This is a genomic window from Mucilaginibacter sp. OK283 (genome assembly GCF_900110415.1).
Lineage (GTDB): Bacteria > Bacteroidota > Bacteroidia > Sphingobacteriales > Sphingobacteriaceae > Mucilaginibacter.
In genome coordinates this window covers 18,658-43,223 of sequence record NZ_FODR01000016.1, presented here as the reverse complement: position 1 = coordinate 43,223, position 24,566 = coordinate 18,658, and the positions used below count along the sequence as shown (strand labels likewise).

Annotated in this window: 26 protein-coding genes; 12 read left to right on the top strand and 14 right to left on the bottom strand. The window is 41.6% G+C overall.

Features of this window, described 5'->3' with window-relative positions; all coding sequences use genetic code 11:
• Nucleotides 1-19: 19 nt before the first annotated feature.
• A complete protein-coding gene (locus tag BMX56_RS26865; protein ID WP_090652805.1) occupies nucleotides 20-907 on the top strand; it encodes a 1-aminocyclopropane-1-carboxylate deaminase/D-cysteine desulfhydrase in 888 nt (295 codons plus the stop codon).
• Between the two features lie 360 nt (nucleotides 908-1,267).
• Here BMX56_RS26865 and BMX56_RS26860 read toward each other — a convergent pair whose 3' ends face one another.
• The 5 genes from BMX56_RS26860 to kduI form a co-directional block, all read right to left on the bottom strand.
• Entirely contained in the window at nucleotides 1,268-1,723 is a 456-nt protein-coding gene (locus tag BMX56_RS26860; RefSeq protein ID WP_090652804.1) for a nuclear transport factor 2 family protein, read from the bottom strand.
• Between the two features lie 33 nt (nucleotides 1,724-1,756).
• Nucleotides 1,757-2,542 carry a DUF4350 domain-containing protein gene (locus BMX56_RS26855; RefSeq protein ID WP_255369931.1) on the bottom strand — a complete coding sequence of 262 codons (786 nt, stop codon included), beginning with the start codon at nucleotides 2,540-2,542 and terminating at the stop codon, nucleotides 1,757-1,759.
• A 169-nt stretch (nucleotides 2,543-2,711) separates the two neighbouring features.
• Nucleotides 2,712-3,746: a LacI family DNA-binding transcriptional regulator gene (locus BMX56_RS26850; RefSeq protein ID WP_090652803.1), complete on the bottom strand. Its 1,035-nt coding sequence runs from the start codon at nucleotides 3,744-3,746 to the stop codon at nucleotides 2,712-2,714.
• A gap of 111 nt (nucleotides 3,747-3,857) precedes the next feature.
• Nucleotides 3,858-4,673, bottom strand: coding sequence for an SDR family oxidoreductase (locus BMX56_RS26845; protein ID WP_090652802.1), 816 nt, complete (start codon nucleotides 4,671-4,673; stop codon nucleotides 3,858-3,860).
• Between the two features lie 25 nt (nucleotides 4,674-4,698).
• Nucleotides 4,699-5,538 carry a 5-dehydro-4-deoxy-D-glucuronate isomerase gene (gene kduI, locus BMX56_RS26840; RefSeq protein ID WP_090652801.1) on the bottom strand — a complete coding sequence of 280 codons (840 nt, stop codon included), beginning with the start codon at nucleotides 5,536-5,538 and terminating at the stop codon, nucleotides 4,699-4,701.
• Nucleotides 5,539-5,866: 328 nt separating this feature from the next.
• On the opposite strand from kduI, the gene BMX56_RS26830 reads away from it, so the two are divergent.
• The 3 genes from BMX56_RS26830 (at nucleotide 5,867) to BMX56_RS26820 (ending at nucleotide 9,557) form a co-directional block, all read left to right on the top strand.
• A complete protein-coding gene (locus tag BMX56_RS26830) occupies nucleotides 5,867-7,210 on the top strand; it encodes an OmpA family protein (RefSeq protein ID WP_090652799.1) in 1,344 nt (447 codons plus the stop codon).
• A gap of 381 nt (nucleotides 7,211-7,591) precedes the next feature.
• Nucleotides 7,592-8,923 carry an L-lysine 6-transaminase gene (lat, locus tag BMX56_RS26825; protein WP_090652798.1) on the top strand — a complete coding sequence of 444 codons (1,332 nt, stop codon included), beginning with the start codon at nucleotides 7,592-7,594 and terminating at the stop codon, nucleotides 8,921-8,923.
• A 196-nt stretch (nucleotides 8,924-9,119) separates the two neighbouring features.
• Nucleotides 9,120-9,557 (top strand): hypothetical protein, encoded by a 438-nt coding sequence (locus tag BMX56_RS26820; protein WP_090652797.1) that lies wholly within the window; start codon nucleotides 9,120-9,122, stop codon nucleotides 9,555-9,557.
• Nucleotides 9,558-9,635: 78 nt separating this feature from the next.
• Here the strand turns inward: BMX56_RS26820 and bshB1 are convergent, their stop codons facing one another.
• The 3 genes from bshB1 to BMX56_RS26805 are packed head-to-tail and all read right to left on the bottom strand — an operon-like array spanning nucleotide 9,636 to nucleotide 11,408.
• On the bottom strand, nucleotides 9,636-10,355 hold the full coding sequence (gene bshB1 / locus BMX56_RS26815) for a bacillithiol biosynthesis deacetylase BshB1 (protein ID WP_090652796.1): 720 nt from the start codon (nucleotides 10,353-10,355) through the stop codon (nucleotides 9,636-9,638).
• 13 nt (nucleotides 10,356-10,368) lie between these two features.
• Complete coding sequence (locus BMX56_RS26810) at nucleotides 10,369-10,869, bottom strand: glutathione peroxidase (RefSeq protein ID WP_090652795.1); 501 nt, start codon at nucleotides 10,867-10,869, stop codon at nucleotides 10,369-10,371.
• Nucleotides 10,870-10,871: 2 nt separating this feature from the next.
• Entirely contained in the window at nucleotides 10,872-11,408 is a 537-nt protein-coding gene (locus BMX56_RS26805) for a DUF4294 domain-containing protein (RefSeq protein ID WP_255369930.1), read from the bottom strand.
• Nucleotides 11,409-11,594: 186 nt separating this feature from the next.
• Here BMX56_RS26805 and BMX56_RS26800 point away from each other — a divergent pair, with 186 nt between their 5' ends.
• The 6 genes from BMX56_RS26800 to BMX56_RS26775 all read left to right on the top strand — a co-directional run bounded on the left by BMX56_RS26800 (nucleotide 11,595) and on the right by BMX56_RS26775 (nucleotide 17,996).
• Nucleotides 11,595-13,817 carry a RelA/SpoT family protein gene (locus BMX56_RS26800; RefSeq protein WP_090652793.1) on the top strand — a complete coding sequence of 741 codons (2,223 nt, stop codon included), beginning with the start codon at nucleotides 11,595-11,597 and terminating at the stop codon, nucleotides 13,815-13,817.
• Nucleotides 13,818-14,009: 192 nt separating this feature from the next.
• Nucleotides 14,010-14,477, top strand: coding sequence for a Fur family transcriptional regulator (locus BMX56_RS26795; RefSeq protein ID WP_090652792.1), 468 nt, complete (start codon nucleotides 14,010-14,012; stop codon nucleotides 14,475-14,477).
• 2 nt (nucleotides 14,478-14,479) lie between these two features.
• A complete protein-coding gene (locus BMX56_RS26790; protein WP_090652791.1) occupies nucleotides 14,480-14,773 on the top strand; it encodes a DUF6922 domain-containing protein in 294 nt (97 codons plus the stop codon).
• Entirely contained in the window at nucleotides 14,728-15,360 is a 633-nt protein-coding gene (locus BMX56_RS26785; protein ID WP_090652790.1) for a nucleotidyl transferase AbiEii/AbiGii toxin family protein, read from the top strand. Before BMX56_RS26790 ends, BMX56_RS26785 begins: the two co-directional genes overlap by 46 nt.
• A complete protein-coding gene (locus BMX56_RS26780; RefSeq protein ID WP_090652789.1) occupies nucleotides 15,360-16,637 on the top strand; it encodes an adenylosuccinate synthase in 1,278 nt (425 codons plus the stop codon). The genes BMX56_RS26785 and BMX56_RS26780 overlap by 1 nt, the downstream gene beginning before the upstream one ends.
• A 96-nt stretch (nucleotides 16,638-16,733) precedes the next feature.
• A complete protein-coding gene (locus tag BMX56_RS26775; protein ID WP_255369929.1) occupies nucleotides 16,734-17,996 on the top strand; it encodes an anthranilate synthase component I family protein in 1,263 nt (420 codons plus the stop codon).
• A 13-nt stretch (nucleotides 17,997-18,009) separates the two neighbouring features.
• Here BMX56_RS26775 and BMX56_RS26770 read toward each other — a convergent pair whose 3' ends face one another.
• The 5 genes from BMX56_RS26770 to BMX56_RS26750 all read right to left on the bottom strand — a co-directional run bounded on the left by BMX56_RS26770 (nucleotide 18,010) and on the right by BMX56_RS26750 (nucleotide 21,948).
• Nucleotides 18,010-18,735: a YqjF family protein gene (locus BMX56_RS26770; RefSeq protein WP_090652788.1), complete on the bottom strand. Its 726-nt coding sequence runs from the start codon at nucleotides 18,733-18,735 to the stop codon at nucleotides 18,010-18,012.
• A 123-nt stretch (nucleotides 18,736-18,858) separates the two neighbouring features.
• A complete protein-coding gene (locus BMX56_RS26765; protein ID WP_090652787.1) occupies nucleotides 18,859-19,662 on the bottom strand; it encodes a M48 family metallopeptidase in 804 nt (267 codons plus the stop codon).
• 5 nt (nucleotides 19,663-19,667) lie between these two features.
• Nucleotides 19,668-20,315, bottom strand: coding sequence for a glycerol-3-phosphate 1-O-acyltransferase PlsY (gene plsY, locus BMX56_RS26760; protein ID WP_090652786.1), 648 nt, complete (start codon nucleotides 20,313-20,315; stop codon nucleotides 19,668-19,670).
• 129 nt (nucleotides 20,316-20,444) lie between these two features.
• Complete coding sequence (gene nadC, locus BMX56_RS26755; protein ID WP_090652868.1) at nucleotides 20,445-21,290, bottom strand: carboxylating nicotinate-nucleotide diphosphorylase; 846 nt, start codon at nucleotides 21,288-21,290, stop codon at nucleotides 20,445-20,447.
• A 259-nt stretch (nucleotides 21,291-21,549) separates the two neighbouring features.
• A complete protein-coding gene (locus tag BMX56_RS26750) occupies nucleotides 21,550-21,948 on the bottom strand; it encodes a DUF4783 domain-containing protein (protein WP_090652785.1) in 399 nt (132 codons plus the stop codon).
• A gap of 186 nt (nucleotides 21,949-22,134) precedes the next feature.
• Between BMX56_RS26750 and gpmI the strand changes: the two genes are divergently transcribed.
• Entirely contained in the window at nucleotides 22,135-23,658 is a 1,524-nt protein-coding gene (gene gpmI, locus BMX56_RS26745) for a 2,3-bisphosphoglycerate-independent phosphoglycerate mutase (protein ID WP_090652784.1), read from the top strand.
• On the top strand, nucleotides 23,645-24,205 hold the full coding sequence (locus BMX56_RS26740; protein WP_090652783.1) for a hypothetical protein: 561 nt from the start codon (nucleotides 23,645-23,647) through the stop codon (nucleotides 24,203-24,205). The genes gpmI and BMX56_RS26740 overlap by 14 nt, the downstream gene beginning before the upstream one ends.
• 58 nt (nucleotides 24,206-24,263) lie before the next feature.
• Here BMX56_RS26740 and BMX56_RS26735 read toward each other — a convergent pair whose 3' ends face one another.
• Nucleotides 24,264-24,563, bottom strand: coding sequence for a type II toxin-antitoxin system HicA family toxin (locus BMX56_RS26735; protein WP_177183934.1), 300 nt, complete (start codon nucleotides 24,561-24,563; stop codon nucleotides 24,264-24,266).
• Nucleotides 24,564-24,566 lie beyond the last annotated feature (3 nt).

Sequence of the window (24,566 nt, the reverse complement as noted above, 5' to 3'; positions counted from 1 at the left end):
TTATGGGCAGGTTATTTTTATGAATATTGATCTCGAAATTTTTAGTCCGGTACATCAAATTGCAAATCCGTTGTTTGATGCACACAAGGTTAAAGTTTTTTTGAAACGGGACGATCTCATTCACCCCATGATATCGGGCAATAAATGGCGCAAGCTCAAATACCTGCTAAAGTCGGCTCAAAACCAGCACAAAAATCATTTGGTAACATTTGGCGGGGCATATTCCAATCATTTATTGGCCACAGCTGCGGCGGCAGCCAAATTCGGCTTCAAAGCTACCGGTATTGTGCGCGGAGAAGAAGTTGACAACAACACCCTGTTTTTATGCAAACTACACGGCATGCAACTGGTATTTACCGATAGGGATAGCTATCGTGATAAACCCGCATTATTCCAAAAATATTTTGGCAATAATGAGCAGGCTTTTTTTATTAACGAAGGCGGCTCATCTGCAGAAGGCGCCCAGGGCTGCGCCGAACTGGTAAACGAACTAACCGACAGCTACGACCATATTTTTTGCGCCTGTGGCACCGGAACCACCGCTGCAGGAATTATTAACGGTTTAACCAGCCATCAACTTACAACAAAATTTAACGCTATACCCGTGTTTAAAAACGGAGGGTTTATCCGGGACGAGATTAACCATTTTTTAACCGCTCCCGCCGATTATGACCTGCATACCGACTACCATTTTGGCGGATACGGCAAAGCGACTGACGAACTTATCGGTTTTATCAAGCAGTTTGTTGCTGCCACCGGCATTGTTATTGAACCCGTATATACCGGTAAAATGATGTATGCTTTATACGACCTGATTGGCAAAAAGCATTTTAAACCCGGAAGTAAAATACTGGCCATCCATAGCGGCGGCATTTGGGGATTATTGGGAATGAAAGATAGGTTTTAGGGGCGAATGGCTAAGAAATCAACTATCGTCATTGCGAGGCACGAAGCAATCCCCTACATGCTAAGTCCCACATAGTTCGGGATTGCTTCGTACCTTATAATGACGTGTTTGTAAGTTACTGATTTTCAATATACATTCAAATGCACTTCTCGTTGTGAGATGTAGTGATTGTTAAAAAAGGCTGTCATGCTGAGCCTGTCGAAGCATAGCGGGTGAAGGCCTCTGCGTGCGACCCTTCGACAGGCTCAGGGTGACAGGGCCAATTACTCGCATAAGTAAACAAGTCATCCCCATTTTTTTCAGGATCATCCTGATGGATACTCGCAATGACGATTGATTTATACTTATAAGAATCTATCCTCACGGCACCTTAACCGCCTGCCGGGCCAGTAATTGCCATTCTTTGCCATTTTTCACCCAAACCAACAAAACACCCAGCTTAACGGTGCCCGGGCCTTTGCCCGCATCGTTGGTGGCTGCCGATAGTAGGTGCCTAACAATAGCCGTGTTGCCCGATATGGTAATTGTTTGCCCTGTAAAGTCAATAGCTGTAAAAACCGATGCGCCGCTGGTAAAGCTGTGTATAAACTCCTTTTTGTTTTGCACTTTACCACTGGAGTGACCGTAACTCAAGCTGTCGGCCGCTATTTTATCCAGGGCCACGCTATCGGCGCTTATCATTACCTGGCGTAAGCGTTCAACTGTATTGGCAACATCTTTAATATGCGGGGTTTGTTGGGCATCCGCGGCCACTGGGGCAATAACACTCATAATTATCAAAAAAAACAGGATTTTAATGGCGTTAAATATTTTCATAATTATTTAATTGGGTAAACACAGTTGTCTATTTTATTTTTTAACCCGGGCTAACAACCAGGCCGATATATCATTTGCGGCCTTATCATTTTCATATCCGGCCGGTAAACGTCCGTTGGTATATTCATTGTAAAGCCATGGGTCGGCAATGGCCAATACCGTTCCTTTGCCAAATTTGGCCTGGGCTATCAGGGTTATTCCATTTTTTACCAAAGCGGGCTTTGCAGGAGCATTGGTAGTTATGGAGCAAACATCTTTCATAAATATCTTTTGCGCGGTTTTAAAAAGCGGGTTGCCGGCGGTTATAATAGCGCCATCCTCAAAATGGCTATCGTCAATTACATGATTTTGCAGGTCGTTATTAAAATTCATTCCAAATTTATTGGCCAGTATGTTAAAGTGGGGCAGCTCGACATTGGCGCTATCATTTGCAAGCATCACCAATACGCCACCAGCTTTTACCCATTGGGCAATGGCACCAGCATCTTGTTGGGTTATGTAGTTGGGCTTTGAGCTCTCTTTTTTAGTATCAGGGTCAACAATTATATAAATGGCGGTTCCTTTTAAATTATCTGCCGTAGGAGCAGCCGGAAGCGAATCTAAAGTAGCGCCACATCTTTTAAAAGCATCGCCCCAAATAGAATAACCGGTATTTTCTTTTTCGTCCCATAAATAATGGAACCGCTTAGTCTCGCCTGCAACGGTATGCACTTCGCGGTTAAAATAATAATCTAACCGCACAACCTGCGCTGTTGCTTTATAGCCCTGGCAAAGCATTAATACGCCTACTAAACCCTTTACAAATAACCGGTAACGCATAATTATGAAATTTAAAAGCCAATATAGACACAAAATATAACTGGTTTTCAAATGTATTGCCGAACAGACAATTTTATACAATACAATAACGAAATATTTACTACATCGATATAGTTATATTATAGAAGCTGAAAGCAGAATGCATAAGGCTTAAAGCCAATAACAAAAGTTAAAGGCCTGATCGTGATGAATCGCGGATGCAAACCTGGGTGGGTAAAACAACAGTTTCAAATTCAGTTACAGGCCTGCGGCTCTCAATCAAACTGATAAGCATTTCGGTGGCTTTTTTCCCTATCTCAAACCCAGGTTGGTAAACTGTACTCAACGATGGGTTTAAAACATCGGCCAATTGGGTATTGGTAAAACCCAACAGGGCTATATCGCCAGGTATTTTAAAGCCCATTTTATGCAACAACATCAGGGTTGTGGTAGTTATCCTGTCGGATGCGGTAAAAATAGCATCGGGGCGATTGGGTGAAAGAAGCAATTCGTTGATGGCGTTTTCAATCTCGATGAGGTCTTTACCTCCATGAAGGCAATATTTTATAAAACCATCGTTTTGCTTCAGGTTGTTTTGGGCAAGGGCAGCCTGGTATCCTTTTAAGCGCTCGGCAGTGATGGATACGTTTACCGAACTTGTTATATGCGCAATTTTGCGATACCCGGCCTCAATTAATGATTGTGTTGCTTCAAAAGCGCCCTGAAAATTATCGGCAATTACTTTGTGGGTATCTATTTCGTCGCTTACACGATCAAAGAAAACAATGGGCAGGCCCTTTTCGTGAAGATCTTTAAGATGGGACACATCGGCCGTTTCTGTTGATAAGGATATGAGCAAACCATCAATTGCGCGGTACATTAAATGGCTTACGTTTAATTTTTCAAGCTCGTACGATTCATGTGTTTGGGTAATAAACACATTGTAGCCGCTGGCGTGGGCAACAAACTCGATACCGTTAATAACCTGCGAAAAAAAGTGATTATCGATGGTAGATACAACTATGCCCAAGGATTTGCTGCTGCCCTTTTTTAAGCTTCGGGCCATGTGATTGGGCTGGTAGTTAAGCCTTTTTGCACATTCACGTACAAGCGCTTTGGTTTTTTCGCTTATTTCATAACTATCCTTGAGCGCTTTAGATACCGCAGATGTGGAAATCCCCAGCTCTTTAGCAATATCCTTTATGGTAACAACCGCGAAATTCATATCCCTTTTAGCTTTAACGGCAAGTTTAGTTACAATTGTAATTTATTGCAGTTAACAAACGTAAAATAATTGAGATAAAATTTCGCGATAAAGAGAAGTGCTATCAAATTGTTACACGCCGCCAAAAATAGAAAAACCGCCATCTACGCAGATCATGGACCCGGTTACAAATTTAGATGCATCGCTTAGCAGCCATACCAATGCGCCAATCAACTCATCCGGGTGGCCAAAACGTTTAAAAGGTGTTTGCTTTATCACCAGCTGGCCACGGTCGGTATAGCCCCCTTCGGGTTTGGTAAGCAGGTTCCGGTTTTGCTCGGTCAGGAAAAATCCCGGCGCAAGGGCATTCATCCTGATGGCATCGCCGTAACGGTTAGCCAACTCAACGGCAAACCATTGGTTGTAACAATCAACAGCTGCCTTACCTATATTGTAGCCCAATACCTTGGTAATAGCCCGCTTTGAATTCATCGACGAGATATTAACAATGCTACCCTTGCCGGTTTGCGCAATAGCCTCGCCAAATACCTGTGTGGGGATAATGGTGCCCCAGGTATTTAAGTCCATTACGGTTTTCATGCCGGCTATATTCATTTTAAAAACATCCTCATCGGGCTGTAAAACGCCTTGCGGCATGTTACCCCCTGCCCCATTCACCAGGCCATCCAACCTGCCAAATGTATCCATCAGTTTGGTTTTAGCGGCCTGCAGTTCTTCCTGGTTTAAAACATCGGCAACCAATGCCACCGCTTTGCCGCCATTTTGGTTAATAGCGTTGGCACGCTCCTCGGCTACCTGGGCGTTGCGACCCAAAATACCTACGGTGCCGCCTGCTTCAACAATACCATTTATAAAGGCGTTGCCCAATATGCCCGTGCCGCCTGTTACTACAATTACCTTACCGGCTAAAGAGAAATTATTTTCCAATGTATATTATTTTTATTGATGATGATTACCTGAGGTCTGTAATAGCAATAGGGTCCATATCGGTATAATCCAGGTTTTCGCCCGCCATGCCCCATATAAAGCTGTAGCTTGCTGTACCGCTACCTGAGTGAATGCTCCAGGGCGGCGATACCACGGCATCGTAATTATTCATGGTGATGTGCCGGGTCTCGTTGCCCTCACCCATATAGTGGAATATCTTTTGCCCCTCGGGCACATCAAAATAAAAATAGGCTTCCATGCGGCGATCATGCACATGCGATGGCATGGTGTTCCATACGCTGCCGTCGTGCAAAATGGTAAGGCCCATAACCAACTGGCAGCTTTTGGTGCCTTCCAGGTGGATGTATTTATTAATAGTACGATGATTGGCTGTTGATGCCGAGCCAAGGGTAACTTTTACCGCATCAGCATGGGTTAACAAGGTTGTTGGGTACGTTGCATGCGCCGGGGCCGAAAGCAAGTAAAAAACTGCCGGCTCATTACTATTTTTACTGGCAAAATGCACACTTTTAGTGCCCTTGCCAATGTATAGGCAATCAAGTTTCTTCACATCATAAGTAATGCCATCGGCTACTACAACGCCATCACCGGCTACGTTAATAATCCCTATCTCGCGCCGCTCTAAAAAATACTCCGCACGCAGGTTTGGATAATTTGGTAGCAGCAATTGAGTATCTGTAGGGTTGGCAAAGCCAACTATCATACGATCATAATGAGTATAGGTGCAGTTGATTTTACCCGGTTGTACCTGGTTATCTATCAAAAAACGCGAGCGTATGGTAGCGGTATCATATCGTTTAAAATCTTCCGGATGTACACTTTGTATTACTTTCAATGGTATCATGTATTAAGGTTAATCCATGCAATTCTACAACCCGCGTTATTAATTAAAAAGATATCCCTCGCTTATTTTTACTTCAACGTTGTAGTAGCACTGGTAAAGTTATAAATATTACCATTGGCCGTAGTTTTAAAACCAGTACGGATTGTATGAATGCAATAATTATAAGCCCATAAAATCCGCAAAATACTTTTTTCAAAAAAATATATCCCCTTAATAATTAATATTTTAAATAAAATATTTCTATAGCAGAAAACTTTTTTCAAAAAAATGAGTTTTTAGCATTAAATCGTTAAGATTCTTAATGATGTTTTATTAATAAATTAAAACTATGAACTATTCTACATTAAAGAAAACAGTCGGGTTATCATTTGCCTCTTTGATGGTTGTAGGTATGGCTAATGCCCAAACCGATTCCACCAAAACCGCAACTACTACAACAACCACGACTGAAGCCTCTACTGCCAAGGTATTTGGTGGTATTGGCCAGTACAACACATTCAGTATTGGTGTAAGCGCCGGTATAACTGATGGGCTTGTTCCGTTTACCATTAACACAACAAATAAGTTTAAAGTTGATTTGGGTTATGGATTGTATTTAAGGCAGCAGCTATCGCACACTTTTAGCTTGCAGTTAGATTATTTAGGAGGCAAAGTACATGGCATTGATAAAGCCGGCACTCAAAAATTTGGCATTACCGAATACAAAACCAGTTTTAACTCCGTGGCCTTAAGCGGCGTGTTCAACATTGCAAGTGTTAGCTTTTTACATCGTAAGAACAGTGTTAACTTTTATGGTTCCGCAGGTTTAGGTTTAGATATGTACAAACCTAAAATGTATGTTACAGATGCAGGTACTACAGTAAATGACCCTTACGGACATACGGTAAAAGAACTATATGCCCCTGTTGGCGCGGGTGTAAAATTCAGGTTATCTGATGCAGTTGCCCTGAACTTAGGTTATACTGTTAGCTTTGTACAAGGTTATAATGTTGCCGGTAAAAATACCTACCCAACTTTTAGCCATTACTCTTATACCTATGGTGGTTTAGAGTATACTTTTGGCCCGAAAACAAAACAGAACCTAACATGGGTTAACCCGGTTGCTCAAATGTATGATGAACTATACGATGCAGCTTTACGCCAGGAAGTTGAAGCTTTAAAAGGCCGCGTTACCAATGTGGAAACTGCGGTTAGCGACCTGAAAAAAGATTCGGACGGTGATGGCGTTGCCGATCAGTTTGACAAATGCCCTGGTACTGCTGCAGGTAGCGTAGTTGATGGTTCTGGTTGCGTTATCGTATTCCCTAAACCAGATTCATCTGCATTAGCAGCTCATACTGCTGCCACCGCTTATTCAAACATCCAGTTTGAATTTGACAGCTCGGTATTGCGCACTTCATCTTATCCTGTTTTGGATGCCACATCTGCCGATTTGCGCGCTTCTGGTAAAAAGGTGGAAGTTGATGGCTTTGCATCATCTGAAGGTACTGCCGCTCACAACATTGCGCTATCAAAAGATCGTGCTAACTCGGTAAAAACTTACCTGGTTAACTCTGGTGTTGATGCCAAGAAAGTAAAAATTAAAGGCTATGGCGAAACTATGCCAATTGCCGATAACTCAACAGAAGAAGGACGTGTATTAAACCGTCGTGTTCAGTTTAAACAAAAATAATTTTCAATTAAACATGAAAGCGCAAAAAGCCCCGGGAGTCCGGGGCTTTTTGTGTTTTGATACAATTTAAAGATTTTGCCGACTTGACAATTTTTTGTAAAATAAGGTATTTACCACTGTCCCTAAATATTCAAACAGATTATATCATAAATTAAAAACGCACATCCAACAGTATTGCCCTTACGCTATTCAGGCAGATTGAAATAAGATTAAACAAATTAAAATCAAAAAAAAGCAACTTGTGACGCTATACTATTTTCGGCTTTGGTACAAAAAGTAACTTTAAACAATTTAAACATACTTTTTACCCAATCGGTTCAAAAACCGCCTAAATTTTGTTTTTGAGGGCTTTTTTGTAGATTTGTATAAACCAAAATTGATATGTACAATCTACTTGTTTCACCCCAAAACGTTCAGGCTTCATTACAGAAGCACGTACTTGCCGATGGCTTCGACCTCACTTTTGACATGGAAAAAAGCAAGGGCGTATATATTTATGATTCAAAAAATGATAGGACACTCCTTGATTTTTTCACCTGCTTTGCTTCGGTTCCATTAGGCTACAATCACCCCAAAATGGTGAACGACGAAGAGTTTAGAAAAAACCTGATGCTGGCGGCCTTAACCAACCCATCCAACTCTGATATATATACCACCCAGTACGCGCAATTTGTAGAAACATTTTCAAGGATTGGCATACCCGATTATTTGCCGCACGCTTTTTTTATAGCTGGTGGTTCATTGGCTATCGAAAATGCCTTAAAAGTTGCCATGGACTGGAAGGTGCAAAAGAATTTTGCCCGGGGGTATACAAAAGAACGAGGGTTTAAAGTGATCCATTTTGAGCACGCTTTTCATGGCCGGTCCGGCTATACCCTTAGCCTTACCAATACAGTGCCCAATAAAACCAAATGGTTTGCCAAGTTTGACTGGCCAAGGGTATCGGTACCGTATATGAATTTCCCCTACAGCGACGCTAATCATGAAGACTTGCTGCAACGCGAGCAATTGTCTGTAGCCCAAATCAGGAAAGCTTTTGAGGATAATAAAGATGATGTTTGCGCTATTATTATTGAACCGGTACAATCAGAAGGTGGGGATAACCACGTACGTAAGGAATTTTTAGAAAAGCTGCGTGAGCTTGCCGATGAATACGAAGCTATGTTAATTTACGATGAAGTGCAAACAGGTGTTGGCCTTACCGGCAAATTTTGGTGCCATGAGCACTTTGGTCCCAAAGCCAGGCCAGACATTTTGGCTTTTGGTAAAAAAATGCAGGTTTGCGGCATATTATGCAGTAACCGGGTAGACGAAATTGAGAACAATGTATTCCATGTTTCATCGCGCATTAACTCAACCTGGGGCGGTAGTTTGGTTGATATGGTAAGGTCATCAAAAATAATGGAAGTGATTGAGGAGGATAACCTTTGCCAAAATGCCGCAGAAATGGGCGATTATTTACAAAATCAACTCAGCGAAATTTCGGCCAGGATGCCCGTTATCAGTAATGTACGCGGTAAGGGCCTGCTTACAGCCTTTGATTTTCCTGACAAAAGCAAGCGCGATACCTTCATTAACAAGGGATTAGATAATAACATCATGTATTTAGGCTGTGGCGATAAGAGCATTCGCTTCAGGCCGGCGCTTATTATCGAAAAAAATCATATAGATACCGGGCTTGAAATGCTGGAGAAAATAGCCAAAACATTATAATAGGTCGTATTATAAACCAAAGGATCGCTACTCACAGTGAATGCTGTTTAGTATTTAATATATGTTTTGCCAATTGTTAGCACAAAAAGAGCTGAAATATTAACATAAACAACTTTTTTACCAAAATACGCTATATTTTTAATTATTATTCCAGTTAGATTTGACAATTCCTGTTAGAATTCAAATCTAGTTCATCATGAGCAAACATATAGAGAAATTAAAAAAACAACTTGTTGAGGTAGCAGAAGTTGTTAACTCATTTCAGTCAGAAGCTGTACAGGTACGAATCATCGACAGACTACTGGACGTAATGATTGAGTCGGAAAAGGCCGATGCCGATGGATCTGAAATTTTTAGCAAAAAAGGGCGTAAAATGCGCCCAGACGATGAAAGTTTTGCTATTTCGGGTCGTAAAAAGCCGGGGGCAACCAAGATATTGAACCAATTATTAAGTACCGACTTTTTTGATACCCAACGTTCCATCTCATCAATAGCCAACTATTGTAAGGAGCAGTTTGATTCGGATTTTAAAACTTCGGAGTTATCCGGTATCCTTTTAAAACTGGCAAACGAAAATAAACTGAGGCGAGAAAGAAGCAATGAGAATAATCGTTTTGAATATATCAAAGCTTAAATATTTAAACCAATATTATAAAATAAGCCAATATCTTAAAAAGACATTGGCTTATTTTATTTTCAGTTAAATAATATATTATTTTAAAGCAAATAAATTATCTACCCCTAAAATTTTCCTGCTGGTATAGCCTTCTGCATATTTAACACCAATACTTTTACCAAATTCGCTGGCACGGGCTGCAACCACATTTATAAATTCGGGGGTTGATATGTAGGTTTGGGGTTCATTTTCCCATTCGGGGTTATAAAACTGCGAACCATAAGCATAAATACTCTCTACCTTTTTATCCCAATATGCGGTGATGTCAATTAAAACATCCGGTTTTATATAGTTATCCTGTATAAAGTGCAACACCAGGTTTGGCCGCCACGCCTGCTGCGGTTCTCCTTTTTCAAAAGTTTCTATTTTACGTAAGCCCGATAAAAATGCCGATGCCTCTACCAGTTCGTTGGCGCGGCCATGATCTGGATGCCGGTCATAGTAGGCATTGGTTATTAAAATTTCCGGCTGATATTTGCGGATTGCCGCAATTACCTGTAATTGATATTCGCGCGTATTTTCAAAAAAACCATCAGGAATAGCCAGGTTATCCCTTACCGACAGACCTAATATTTCGGCGGCTGCGGCGGCTTCCTGCTCACGTATCTCAGCCGATCCCCTTGTACCTAATTCGCCGCGGGTAAGGTCAACAATACCCACCTTATAGCCCATGGCAATGTGTTTTAAAATAGTGCCCGAGCATCCAAGTTCGGCATCATCGGGATGTACCGATAAAACTAAAATATCTAATTTCATTATAGTGTTTGTGTTAACGAGCGGCTGCCAAAAGGCGTTCAATCTTTTTCCGGATTTTTGAAGATGTTGGCTTGGTAAAAGGAAAATAAAAGTCGGTAACGTGTCCTTCCCTATCAATCAAAAACTTGTGAAAATTCCACCTCGGCACCGACTTAAGTTTGCCGTTTGCTTTTTTATCAGCAAAAAACTGGTATAACGGGTGTGCAAAAGGCCCACGGACCCTTATTTTATCAAATACAGGGTAGTTGGCACCAGCATTTTCGCAAAAAGCAGCAATAGCAGCGCCTTCCAAAGGCTCCTGTCCTCCAAAATCATTCGATGGAAAAGCGAGTATCTCAAAATCAGCGTCCTTAAACTGATCCTTCAGTTCGGCCAGATCTTTAAGCTGTGGTGTAAAGCCGCATTGGGAAGCAGTATTAACAATTAAGAGTACCTTATTTTTATAAGCCGACAGGCTAATATCATCACCGTTTAACTTTTGAACGTTAAACTCGTAGACGCTTGTGTTATCCATTATCAGTAGTTAGTGGAATTATATCCGGCCTGGGTAAGTATGGCCTCGATATCTCTCTGCTCGTCTGGGTCGTAAGTTTCTTTAAGGTTGTGGCCAAATATACTGGCTACAGACTGAAACATAAATGCCTTAAAACCACCTTTAAGTTCTTTTACCATGGTGTAGCTTGTTTGCCCGGTTTCGCGGTCAATCAATTTAATCAGAACTTCACCCTGACTAATTGTCAGATTTTTAATTTCCTTATTGAACAATGTTTTAATTTCGGTTTCGCAGTTTCCTATTAATTCTTTCTGCTTCTTTTTATCGCCGGTTAGCGCCAGATCACGCTGTAATTTTGCGTACCGCTGGCCTGCAAAACGTGCGTAAGGCAACACTTTCATTACGTTATAACGCAATCGGCGGTAATTATCCCTATCGGCATCATTAGCAAATATGCGGGTATCTACAATTCTTATTGGCGGGCAAACTACCCATGGTATCAGTTCTCCGTCAACATCGGTTACGGCCACCCTTATGGTATCATTTTTGCCTAATATCATAGGTGCAGGTTTATCTGTCTGAGCCCTTACCTGGCTCACTAAGCAACAAAACATCAACAGAAAACCAATAAATTTCATATTTTTACTTAAAACAAAATTAAAGGAAATTTTTGTGGTATTTTAATATAATCTGTAATAATAATTTTCAATTACAAGTTTATCTTATTAATACCGCCTATAGCATATATGAAAGAGATAGAGATTGATCTGGAAGCCGAGAAGAATGAGATACTAAAAAGATATCGTGCATTGTTGCGCGCCTGTAAATCGACCCTGCAAAAGGGCGATAAACGCATGATACGCAAGGCGTTTGACATGGCACTTGAAAGCCACAAAGATATGCGCCGTAAAAGCGGCGAACCCTATATATACCACCCTATTGCAGTTGCCCAGATAGCCGCCGAAGAGATTGGTCTGGGCACTACATCGATAGTATGCGCCCTGCTTCATGATGTGGTAGAAGATACCAATATGACGCTGGACGAAATTGAGATGGAGTTTGGTAAAAAGGTGGCCAAAATTATTGACGGTTTAACTAAAATATCGGGCGTATTTGATACCAACAGCTCGTTACAGGCCGAGAACTTCCGTAAAATGCTGCTTACCCTGGCCGATGACGTACGGGTAATACTCATAAAACTGGCCGATAGGCTGCATAATATGCGCACCATGGAGTTTATGCCGCGCGATAAGCAGCTTAAACTATCGTCAGAAACCGTTTACCTGTATGCCCCCCTGGCACACAGGCTGGGTTTATATGCTATAAAATCTGAACTGGAAGACCTATCCATGAAATACATGGAGCGCGAGACTTACCAGTTCATCAAAAAGAAGCTGAACGAGAAGAAAGCTGAACGCGAGCGCTTTATCCGTGATTTTATTGAACCTGTTAACAAGGCGCTGCAGGCCCAGGAAATTCATGCCGATGTGTTTGGCAGGCCAAAATCTATCCACTCCATTTGGAATAAGATGAAGAAAAAATCTATCCCTTTTGAGGAGGTATATGATCTTTTTGCCATTAGGATAATTTTAGATAGCGCCCCCGACCAGGAAAAAGCCGATTGCTGGAAGGCCTACAGCATAGTTACCGACCAATACCGCCCCAACCCCGACAGGCTGCGCGATTGGATATCGTCGCCCAAAGCAAACGGGTACGAATCATTGCACACCACCGTTATGGGCCCGCGCGGGCAATGGGTTGAAGTACAAATACGTACCAAACGCATGAACGAGATTGCCGAGAAAGGTTTTGCCGCGCATTGGAAATACAAGGAATCATCAACCGATAGCGGGCTTGATCAATGGGTTCAAAAGGTAAGGGATATGCTTAAAAACCCCGACACTAACGCCCTGGATTTTATCGACGATTTCAAGATGAATTTGTTCAGCGATGAAATTTTTATTTTTACCCCAAAGGGGGCGCTTATCCAATTGCCGCTTAATGCCACAGCCCTGGATTTTGCATTTGAGATACATACCGACGTAGGCGCCAGCTGTATCGGCGCCAAAGTAAACCATAAACTGGTGCCCCTTAGCTATAAACTGCAAAACGGCGACCAGGTAGAGATCATCACCTCGGGCAAGCAAACCCCCAAAGAGGATTGGCTGAATTTTGTGGTTACTGCAAAGGCTAAAGCCAAAATAAAATCGGCCTTAAAAGAAGAAAAACGTAAAGTTGCTGAGGATGGGAAAGAGATATTGGAGCGTAAAATGAAATCGCTTAAAATCACTTATAACTCCGAAAACCTGCACAAACTGAGCTACTTTTTCAAACTTCAATCAACCCAGGACCTGTTTTATAACATTGCCAAGGGTGTGATAGACATGAAGGACCTGAAAGAATACCAGGCATTTGAAAAAAACGTTGAAAACAAGCCCCAGGACAAAATTGAACAGGAGCAAGTTCAAAACCTTATCCGTAACCTGAAATCGAAAGACGCCGACATGCTGCTGATTGGCGAGGATATGCAGAAAATTGACTATAAACTGGCCAATTGCTGTAACCCTATCCCCGGCGATGATGTGTTTGGCTTTGTTACCGTAAGCGATGGCATTAAAATACACCGCACCAATTGCCCGAATGCCGCGAAGCTGATGGCCAATTATGGCTACCGGATTGTGAAGGCCCGCTGGACCAACCAACAGGAGCTCGCATTTTTAACTGGTTTAAGAATAACCGGAATTGACGAAGTTGGGTTAATCAATAAACTTACCACAGTAATATCAACCGATTTTAAGGTAAATATCCGCTCCATTACCGTCGATAGTGATAACGGTATTTTTGAAGGATCGATAATGGTTTACGTAAACGATACCAATCACCTTGAAAACCTGATCAAAAAAATAAAACTTATTAAAGGCGTTACCGGCGTCAATAGATTTGATTCGGTGATTGAAAAAGCTTCTTGAGGAAGAATCAAGAATTAAGAGTCAAGAATCAAGACAGAAAAGGTATTGATTTTTTGATCTTTGTTTAAAACCAATTACAGATGAAAGAAGGAATCATCAAGCGAAATACAAATTTGTCTTAATTCTTGATTCTTGACTCTTGACTCTATCTTAACCAAATTATTAATAACTTTGCCTGCTTAACAGACCATTATGCCCCAACCGGATACTATAGCATTGGTTAAAAAAATTTTTGAGGCTTACCTTGAGAATAAAAACCTGCGCAAAACGCCGGAGCGTTTTGCAATACTCGAAGAAATTTACTCGCGCTCAGATCACTTTGATGTGGAATCTCTTTATATCCACATGAAAAATAAAAAATACCGCGTTAGTCGTGCAACGGTATATAACACGCTTGAACTGTTGGTGTCATGCGACCTGGTAACCAAACACCAGTTTGGCAAAAACATGGCCCAGTTTGAGAAATCATACGGCTACAAACAGCATGACCACATCATTTGCATCGACTGCGGTAAAGTAGTGGAGTTTTGCGATCCGCGGATTCAGCAGATTCAGAGCATGATGGGCGACATTTTAAAATTCGATATTAAACACCACTCGCTAAACCTTTATGGTAACTGTGCCAAATTACGTGAGGGCAATTGCGACAGAAGGGTATAATCATGGACAAACCTATTTTAAGCAAACAGGCATTTTGGGATGTGGATATGGATAGTATTGACTATGAAAAGAATGCGGCGCATGTTGTGGAAAAGGTTTTAGAACGTGGCAAAGAACAAGATTTTAATAACCTGATTAAGTTTTATGGGTTTGATAAAGTAGGCAAACTGGCTTTGCAGGCTTTATGGCTTTCAGATATGAGCATAAACTTTTGCTGTACCTTGTTTAAGGTAACACCTACCGACTTTAAATGTTACGAGAAGAAACAGTTGAACCAGCAACACTGGAACTTTTAAGAAAAATTGTTTCATTGCCTGAATTAAAACAATTCAGGTTGGTTGGCGACACAGCACTTTCTCTGTTATATGGCCATAGAAAATCAATAGATCTCGATTTTTTTTCAGACCGACCTCTTGAAAAAGACGTTTTAATAGAAACCCTTGAAGATAATTTTGGCCGTATTAACACTGTAAATGACAGAACTAAATCAATCTATCAGTGTATCATTCAGGACGTAAAGGTCGATTTTGTTTCAGTAAGAGATCCTTTTTTAAACCCCATCCAATTTATAGACAATATACCGTTTGCCGATACCAAAGATTTGATAGCTTTGAAGCTCAACGCTGTGAAAGGCAGAGGTGTTAAAAAGGATTTCTGGGACATCGCCAAACTTTTGGAGTTTTACACATTCGAAAATCTTTTTCAATTTTATCATGATAGATATACATATGATGATACCTTTGCGGTCATAAGATCAGTGATTTACTTCGCTGACGCCGAAAATACAATATCTCCCGAGTCATTAGATGGTACGACCTGGGATAAAGTAAAAACCACCATCGTGAAAGCATTTGACGATTATTATAGAAATATTAGAAATTAATGGCTGTTGACGTATTATTAGGCCTCCAATGGGGCGATGAAGGTAAAGGAAAAATTGTTGATGTGCTTAGCGCAGGTTATGACCTGATTGCACGTTTCCAGGGCGGCCCTAATGCCGGGCATACTTTGGAGTTCGATGGTAAAAAATTCGTGTTGAATACTATTCCTTCAGGTATATTTTTTGAAAACACCATGAACCTTATTGGTAATGGCGTAGTGATTGACCCTATCACCCTTAAAAAGGAAATAGATAAACTTAAAGATGCAGGACACGACCTGCTGGCAAAAAAGAACCTGCTAATTGCCAAAAAAGCACACCTGATACTACCTACCCATCAACTGCTTGATGCTGCATCTGAAAAGAAAATGGGCGAGGGTAAAATCGGATCGACTTTAAAAGGTATCGGTCCTACTTATATGGATAAAACCGGCAGGAACGGGTTGCGTATAGGCGATATCACTCTGCCCGATTTTAAAGAGCGTTACCAGAAACTGGTTGACAAACATACGGCAATGCTTACCGCCATGTACGGCGAGGTTGCCGATTTTTCTGAACGTGAGCAATTGTTTTTTGAAGCTATTGATTTTCTCAAACAATTCCCATTAGTTGATTCGGAGCACCTGGTGAACGACTATATTAAAAAAGGCAAAAAAGTTTTAGCAGAAGGCGCTCAGGGGGCCATGCTGGATATTGATTTTGGAAGTTACCCGTTTGTTACTTCGTCAAATACTACAGCGGCCGGTGCATGCACCGGTTTAGGAATAGCTCCACAGCAAATTGGCGATGTGATAGGTATTTTTAAAGCTTATTGTACCCGTGTTGGGGGCGGCCCCTTCCCTACCGAACTGGAAGACGAAACAGGCGAAGAGTTACGCCGTATAGGCCACGAATTTGGCGCAACCACAGGCAGGCCCCGCCGTACCGGATGGATTGATCTGCCGGCTTTAAAATACGCTATAATGCTTAATGGCGTTACCCAACTGGTAATGACTAAAGCTGATGTATTAAGCGGTTTTGATAAAATTTACGCTTGTACCCACTACAACTATTTAGGCGAAACTATTGATTACATGCCTTATGATATCTGCTCGGTAAGCCCGGTGCCGGTTTTGAAGGAAATTGATGGCTGGAACGAAGATTTAACAGGTATTACCGAGTTATCTGAAATACCTGCCAAGCTGCAATCATACATCGACTATCTGGAGGCAGAGTTAGGCGTACCGGTAAAATATTTATCTGTAGGCCCCGACAGGAAACAGACTTTGGTATTGCACTAACACAACCTTTAAGTTTGTGTCGACACAAACTTAACTTCATATGTTAAAAAGGCCGGTTACCCGGTCTTTTTTCATTTACTTGGTTATTTTTGCAGGGTGATAGTACAGGTAGATGATCTGCAAAATTTCAAGCTTAAAGCCCTGCAGTGGGCATCATCATATAATTGGGTATGCTACCTTGACTCGAATGGTTTTGATGACCCCTACACCAAATTTGACACACTGATAGCCATTGGCAGCAAGGCACAAATAAAAGCAAGCGCAGGTTCTGCGTTTGGTGACTTACAAAACTTTCGTGCAGATAATCCCGGTTGGCTTTGTGGTTTTTTGGGCTACGATCTGAAAAACGAGGTGGAAAAATTATCCTCACAAAACTTAGATGGCCTCAACTTTCCAGATCTGTATTTTTTTGCGCCGGTACACCTGATTATTATCAAAGGCAATAAAGCGGAGATTATTAGCGATGAGCCTAAACATGTTTTTAGCTGTATTGATGAGCAGGAGCCAATTACGAATGGTGATGAGCCGTCAATAAATTTAAAAAGCAGGTTTACAAAACAGGAATATATTGATGCCGTAACCGCCATCCAGAAACATATTACACGGGGCGATATTTATGTAACCAATTTTTGTCAGGAGTTTTATGCTGAAGATGTACATATTGATCCTTTGAGCGTATTTACGCAGCTTAATAGTGTTTCCCCAAATCCGTTTTCCACTTTTTTTAAGTGGAAAAACAATTACATATTGGGCGCCTCGCCCGAACGCTTTTTAGCAAAACGAGGCAGTAAACTCATATCGCAGCCCATCAAGGGCACGGCCAAAAGGCATGATGATTTAGAGGAAGATGAACTGGTTAAACAGGAACTACGAAACCATCCTAAAGAACTACAGGAAAATGTAATGATTGTTGACCTTGTACGTAACGACCTTACCAAATCGGCAAAACAGGGAACGGTTAAAACTGAAGAACTTTTCGGCATTCACAGCTTCCGCCAGGTACACCAGATGATCTCAACCGTAGTATGTGAGTTACGTGACGACTTATCTGCAATACAAGCCATTAAAAACACTTTCCCCATGGGCAGCATGACCGGTGCGCCTAAAATAAGCGCCATGCAATTGATGGAACAATACGAACGAAGTAAGCGCGGCGTTTACTCCGGCGCGGTAGGCTACTTTGCTCCGGATGATGACTTTGATTTTAACGTAGTAATCAGATCGCTGCTATACAACGCTGATAACGGATACTTATCATTCCATGCAGGGAGTGCTATTACCTACCATGCCGACGCAGAGAAGGAATATGAGGAATGTTTATTGAAAGCCAAGGCGGTGCTGGAGGTTTTGGGAGGATAGTATCCGAACTTTACTATTTTACCACAATCTTATCTCCCATCCTCACCCTAATATCCGATCCAACGGCAAAAAAAGCCGAAACCGGCTCTTTCTCTAAATAAGGTTTAAATGCTTCGCCATATAGCCCTGCCACATCAGCTTCAAAAATATAACCTTTAACCTTGCCAGTTTGCCACGACACATGTTCAACCTGGTATTCCATAGTGGTTGTGGCCGAAAGTTTATTATATCCCCAATAATGCTCGAAAATAAATTCTTCGCTACTACCGGGTTGTATATCCAGTAATTGATTGCTGGCGGTTGCGCCAAGCTTATTCCATTTGCCTTTAAACTTCCACTCGTATAAAAATTGAGTATAATCTCCGGCCTCCAGTACGCTGTGGCGCATGGGCATGGCGCTATAATGCTCTTTGTATAAATTATTTGCAATAACTGCTATTATTGGCTTAGGTACTATTTCACTTACAAAAACGGCCCCGCGCTTCCATTCTGTTCCGTTAAAGTGCTTTACATAAAAACGAAGATTCACCTCCTCAAAATCTACATGCCATGGCCATTTGATGCCAAGCACCTTTGTATCTAAAAACATAAAGCCTACCATACTCACCAATGCTTTGCCCTGCCATAAGTCAAGTTCGGTGCCGGGTGGTAAATAGGGATCAAGAATAGTGGGATCCACCTCGTAATTTATCATTACCAGGTTTTTCCATTGCGCTTTTAAGAATTGCGGTTTGGGCATTTTGGTGAGGGGTGAGCGGTGAATTGGTGAGTGGTCAGTTGTGAGCGGTGAGTAGTGAATTAACAGCTATTGAATGTATTTCAACTAACTACTCACTATTCACCACTCACCTCTCACCATTCACTATTTTTTATAATACTTCATAGCCTCGGGTATAAGGTTTTGAATATTGGCTATGCGGGTGGCGTCGGCAGGGTGAGTACTCAAAAACTCGGGTGGCGATCCTCCTTTATTCTGAGCAGCCATCCGTTGCCAAAATGCGATGGCACTATGCGGATCATATCCGGCCATGGCCATAAATGTTAATCCCAAACGATCTGCCTCTGACTCCTGCGCACGCGAATAGCTTAATAATTTTAATTGAGTACCAACCCCGTATAAAGTACCTATGGCCGATTGTGTAGCTTGTGACTTATCGGCTGTGGCTGCGCCTACTAAAGCACCACCGCCCTGCACCAACATTTCCTGCGAAATCCGTTCGGCAGAGTGCCTGGCAATAGCGTGTCCAATTTCGTGGCCCATTACTACAGCCAGGTAAGCATCGGTATTGGCTACCGGCAGTAAACCACTATATACAGCTACTTTACCGCCAGGCATACACCATGCATTTACTTCAGGGCTCTGGATCAGGTTAAACTCCCATTTAAAGGTATATTGATCGCCATAGCCGTTATTTTTCAGATAGGTTTCAATAGCTACAGCCAGGTTGTTGCCTATCCGTTTTACACGTTGGGCATCCGTTCCGCTGTTAATTACTTTTGTTTTAGGATCTGATAATAGTTGGCTGTAGCTGGCAGCGGCAGATTGATTTACTTCGGCGTCACCCACCAGGCTTAATTGTTTGCGACCGGTAAGTGGCACTGTTGAACAGGAGAACAGTGCAATAACCATAGTTATTGCTAAAAATGCAGACAGGAATTTTTTCATAATGATTAGGCAGCTTTTTTCTTTAAAAAATTAACTTTCGATTCGGTGCCCTTTAATAAGCGTTCGATATTTTTTTGATGGGTTACCAAAATTAGCAAGCAAATACACATCCCGTATATAACAACCGACCTTATAGAGGTAGGGAACACAAACGAAACGCCTATAGGATATGTAAAAGCCGCGGCAATTGAGCTAAGCGACACATACTTTGTAAGCAACAACACCACCACAAACACCAACACGCACAATAAAGCGGCGTGCAAATGTATAGCCAAAATCATTCCAAATAAAGTAGCAACGCCTTTGCCACCCCTAAAACCTGCAAATATCGGAAACAAGTGACCCATAACCGCAGCCACACCTAAAGCCAGTGCGTAATTCATATAGCTTGCAGAATTGTAAGGCCCGGTGGTAGAAATACCGATAAAGAAAGCAAGGTTGGTAGCTGTCCATCCTTTTAAGATATCAAGCAGCATTACAGGAATACCGGCCTGTTTGCCCAATACCCTAAAGGTGTTGGTTGCCCCTGCGTTACCGCTGCCATACTCCCTTACATCAATATCATAAAACGCCAGGCCGATCCAAACAGCCGTTGGGATAGACCCGCAGAGATAAGCAAGGATGAGCGCCGAAACTGAGTATACGTTGATCATTTACCTGCAATATTACAAAATTGATACCGTACTAAAACTCTAATCATAATTTAAACGCAGTGCTTTAATAGCCAGATTTTGATAGCCCGGCTTTAACTCAAATGTTTACAACAACGATAAACAATTAATTTACTTAACAGCCTTTAAACTAAGGTCGAGGCTTTTTACCGAATGCGTGAGCGCACCAACAGAGATATAATCAACTCCGCAATCAGCATATTCGCGTATAGTATCAATTGTTATACCACCCGATGCCTCGGTTATAAACCGGCCATTAATAATATTAACCGCCTGCCGCAGTTCGGCGAAGTTAAAGTTGTCTAACAAGATACGGTTTATGTTGCCGGTTTGCAATACCTCTTCCAACTCTTCCAGGTTACGCACCTCAATTTCGATGGCAAGTTTTTTATGATGATCTGAAAGATACTGATTTGCACTTTCAATAGCTTGCCGTATACCACCGGCGTAGTCAACATGATTGTCTTTAATCAATATCATATCATACAAACCAAACCGATGATTTACACCGCCACCTATTTTTACGGCCCATTTTTCAAGATAGCGCAAGCCTGGTGTTGTTTTACGGGTATCTAAAACTTTTGTATTGGTGCCTTTCAGCAAATCAACTATCTCGTGGGTTTTTGTAGCAATTCCCGACATTCGTTGCATACAATTCAGTACCAAACGCTCGGCAAGCAGGATGCTGCGGGCACTGCCTTCTACCTCAAACGCTACATCCTTATACTTAACAACAGCGCCATCCTGCAAAAAAAGGGTTACTTTAAGGTTAGGGTCTACTATTTTAAATATCTCAATAGCTAATTCGACACCGGCTAAGATGCCTTCATCTTTTACCAAAAGTTGTGCTTTGCCTGTAGTATCGGCAGGAATGGTTGATAAGGAAGTATGATCACCATCGCCAACATCCTCTTGTAAAGCATTAATTATAAACTGGTCAACAAGTTCTTTATCCAAGATAATTACTTTTTTAAGCCCCAAAAGTAGTGATTTTTCAGATGTGCAGATGAAAAGATAATGTGCAAATTTTAGATGTGCAGATTTCAAATTCCAGATGTGCAGATGAATATGTCTGAACCCTGATTAAGCGGATTTATTAGATTCCCGGATTTTTTACGCTGGATGACATCTGATTAATCCATTAATCTGCGTAATCGCCGTTCAGAAAACAATCTAATCAATCAAAAAATCATCTGCATATCTGAAATTTGCACATTTACTTCACCTTCTCGTCCTCAATTCCCAATTCGATGATGCGCATGGTGCCGCCAACATCTTTCAGGGTAAAGGCAATGCGGTATTCCTGTTTATCGGCGGTGGTTAAAATATATACGCCAAACTGAATGCTGGCGCTGGAGTTCACTTTGTGTAGCAACTTTATTGTTTGCGGCTTATGCTTAGTAAAAAAATCGCTGAGCACCGATGTGGCCTGGTTTTGTGGATATGATTGTTCTTCGGCCATCACCGACATCTCTACGATTGGGGCAAACAGCTTACCAATTTCTTTACTGTTACCCTGCTTTATCAAATTAGCCACATTATCCATGGCATCGGCCGCTACCCTGCCAGGCATCAGCAACAAAATTAAAAACGACGACAGGTAAAGTAACTTCATATCATAAATACGTGAAAAAACGGTTTAAAGTTACATTTGACAAAAAAGAGGGTGATTTTTCTGCGCGATGTTCAGATATAACTGTTTTTGCCTTCAATTATTATCTTAACAATCAGCACGGTGCAAGTATAAATCTAAATTCAAAATTTATAGCCATAAGTACATTGTTGCATTTATATTTGCAATGTGGAAAATAAAAAAAAACTCGCATTAATTATCCTCGATGGCTGGGGTTACGGCCGTAACGATCAATCGAACGCTATACTTGCCGCCAACACTCCTTTTGTTGACATGATGCTGCAAACTTATCCAAACTCCAAACTGGAAGCTTCGGGTATGGCGGTAGGTTTACCCGCCGGACAAATGGGCAACTCCGAAGTTGGACACATGAACCTTGGCGCAGGCCGGGTAGTTTACCAGGAATTAGGCCGCATTCATAAAGCGGTTGATGATAACGAATTACCCACCATTCCGGTTTTAAAAGATGCTTTTGAATATGCCAAACAAAACAATAAGGATGTTCACTTCATCGGTTTAGTATCTGATGGTGGTGTACACTCACACATCAGGCATGTAAAGGGCCTTTGCGATGCAGCAAAACAGCTGGATGTAAACAATGTATTTATTCATGCTTTTTTAGACGGACGCGATACCGACCCTAAATCGGGCTTAGGTTTTATTACCGAACTGGAAAAACATATAGCGGGTACGTCTGCACAAATTGCCACCGCCATAGGCAGATATTATGCGATGGACCGCGATAACCGCTGGGAACGCGTTAAACTGGCTTACGACCTTATGGTTAAAGGTGAAGGTGAAGCCACGCAACACATCACCGACCTGATCAAAAAATCATACGAAGAGGGTGTTACCGACGAATTTATAAAACCAATAGTAAGGGTTGATGCCGATGGTAAGCCTTTGGCTGTTATAAAAGATGGCGATGTTATTATCTGCTTTAACTTCCGTACAGACAGAGGCCGCGAGATTAGCCTGGCGTTAACCCAAAAGTCGTTCCCGGAGTATAACCTGCACCCGTTGAATATCCGTTACATCACTATGACGCCATATGATGAAACATTTAAAAACGTACAGGTGGTTTTTAATAAAGAAGACCTGACCAAAACATTAGGCGAAATTTTGCAGAATGCAGGCAAAACGCAGATCCGCATTGCCGAGACCGAAAAATACCCACACGTAACTTTCTTCTTCTCTGGCGGACGCGAGCGCGAATTTGATAACGAAAAACGTTTGCTGGTGCCATCGCCCAAAGTGGCAACTTATGATTTGCAACCAGAGATGAGCGCGGCAGGCATTCGCGATGCTATCATTCCTGAACTGGAAAGCGGCTGGCCTGATTTTGTTTGCCTGAACTTTGCCAATACCGATATGGTTGGGCACACCGGTGTTTTTAGCGCCGTTGTTAAAGCTGCCGAGACAGCAGATGCCTGTACAAAAGCGGTTGTTGAGGCTGGTTTAGCCAATGGCTATAGCTTTATCATCATTGCCGATCACGGTAATGCCGATTATATGATTAACGATGATGGTACGCCAAATACCGCCCACACCACCAACCTGGTGCCATGTATCATAATAGACAAAGATGTAACCCATGTAAACGATGGCAAACTGGGCGACATTGCACCTACCATTTTAAAAATACTTGGGGTTGATATCCCCGCGGAAATGACCGGTAATGTATTGGTATAAACTGAAACTAACTTATAATGCCACCCTGTTGGGTGGCATTTTGCTTTTATTGGGTTTGCAAGCCTGCAGGCCCGATAAAACGCAATCAAACGGTACGCTTAAGTATTTTGATATAGCCGGATATTTTAAAGGTGATACTGCCAGGCTAACCAAACTAAATCCGCAGGTTGATAAAACTGTTACCCACAATGGAGTGACAGAAAACAAAACCCTACGAATTGCCAACTGGGGGCAGGAATTTAACCTCTTTATTCTTTCAGACATTAACCGCCCGGCCTGGAAAAACAGTTACAGTGTTTTAAACACCGATTCGCTTATTATTTACCGGGCCAAAACACCCGATTTGCGTACAACCGAGGTTATGATAAAAAAAGTGGGGGATAACGTAAAATGGATTGTAATATTTAACCATACTAAAAACCTGCTTTACGAAACTCACGAAAAATTAAGCTACTTTCCAGATTCGGTTTACCAGATAGAGAAATCGCAGCAGGTGAGATTGATGGGGAAGAATTTATATAGGATAAGAGGAGTATTGAAACGTTGAAATCGATTTTAGTTTGCAAACGATTGTGAAATCTCTCATTACACAAGGTAAATGGTAATTAATCGGAAACCTTCTTATTTATCAACTCAAATACTTTGAGACTTTTTCTGTTCACTATTTTAGTGCCTTCTAAAATATCAAAATAGTCATCCTTACTGTAGGGAAACAATCTTAAAAGATTCTTGACAATAAATTCGGGAATAGGATCTATGTGATTTTGAAAAACGATAGGTCTGTTCAAATCCGCTCGGGTATACTGGCAATGCCCTTTTTCATTCTTCTTAAACTGACAAAGTGCTAATTCTAAAAAAGATTCAAATTGAGATATTGAAATATTACGCAAATGACGAGTACTCATTTT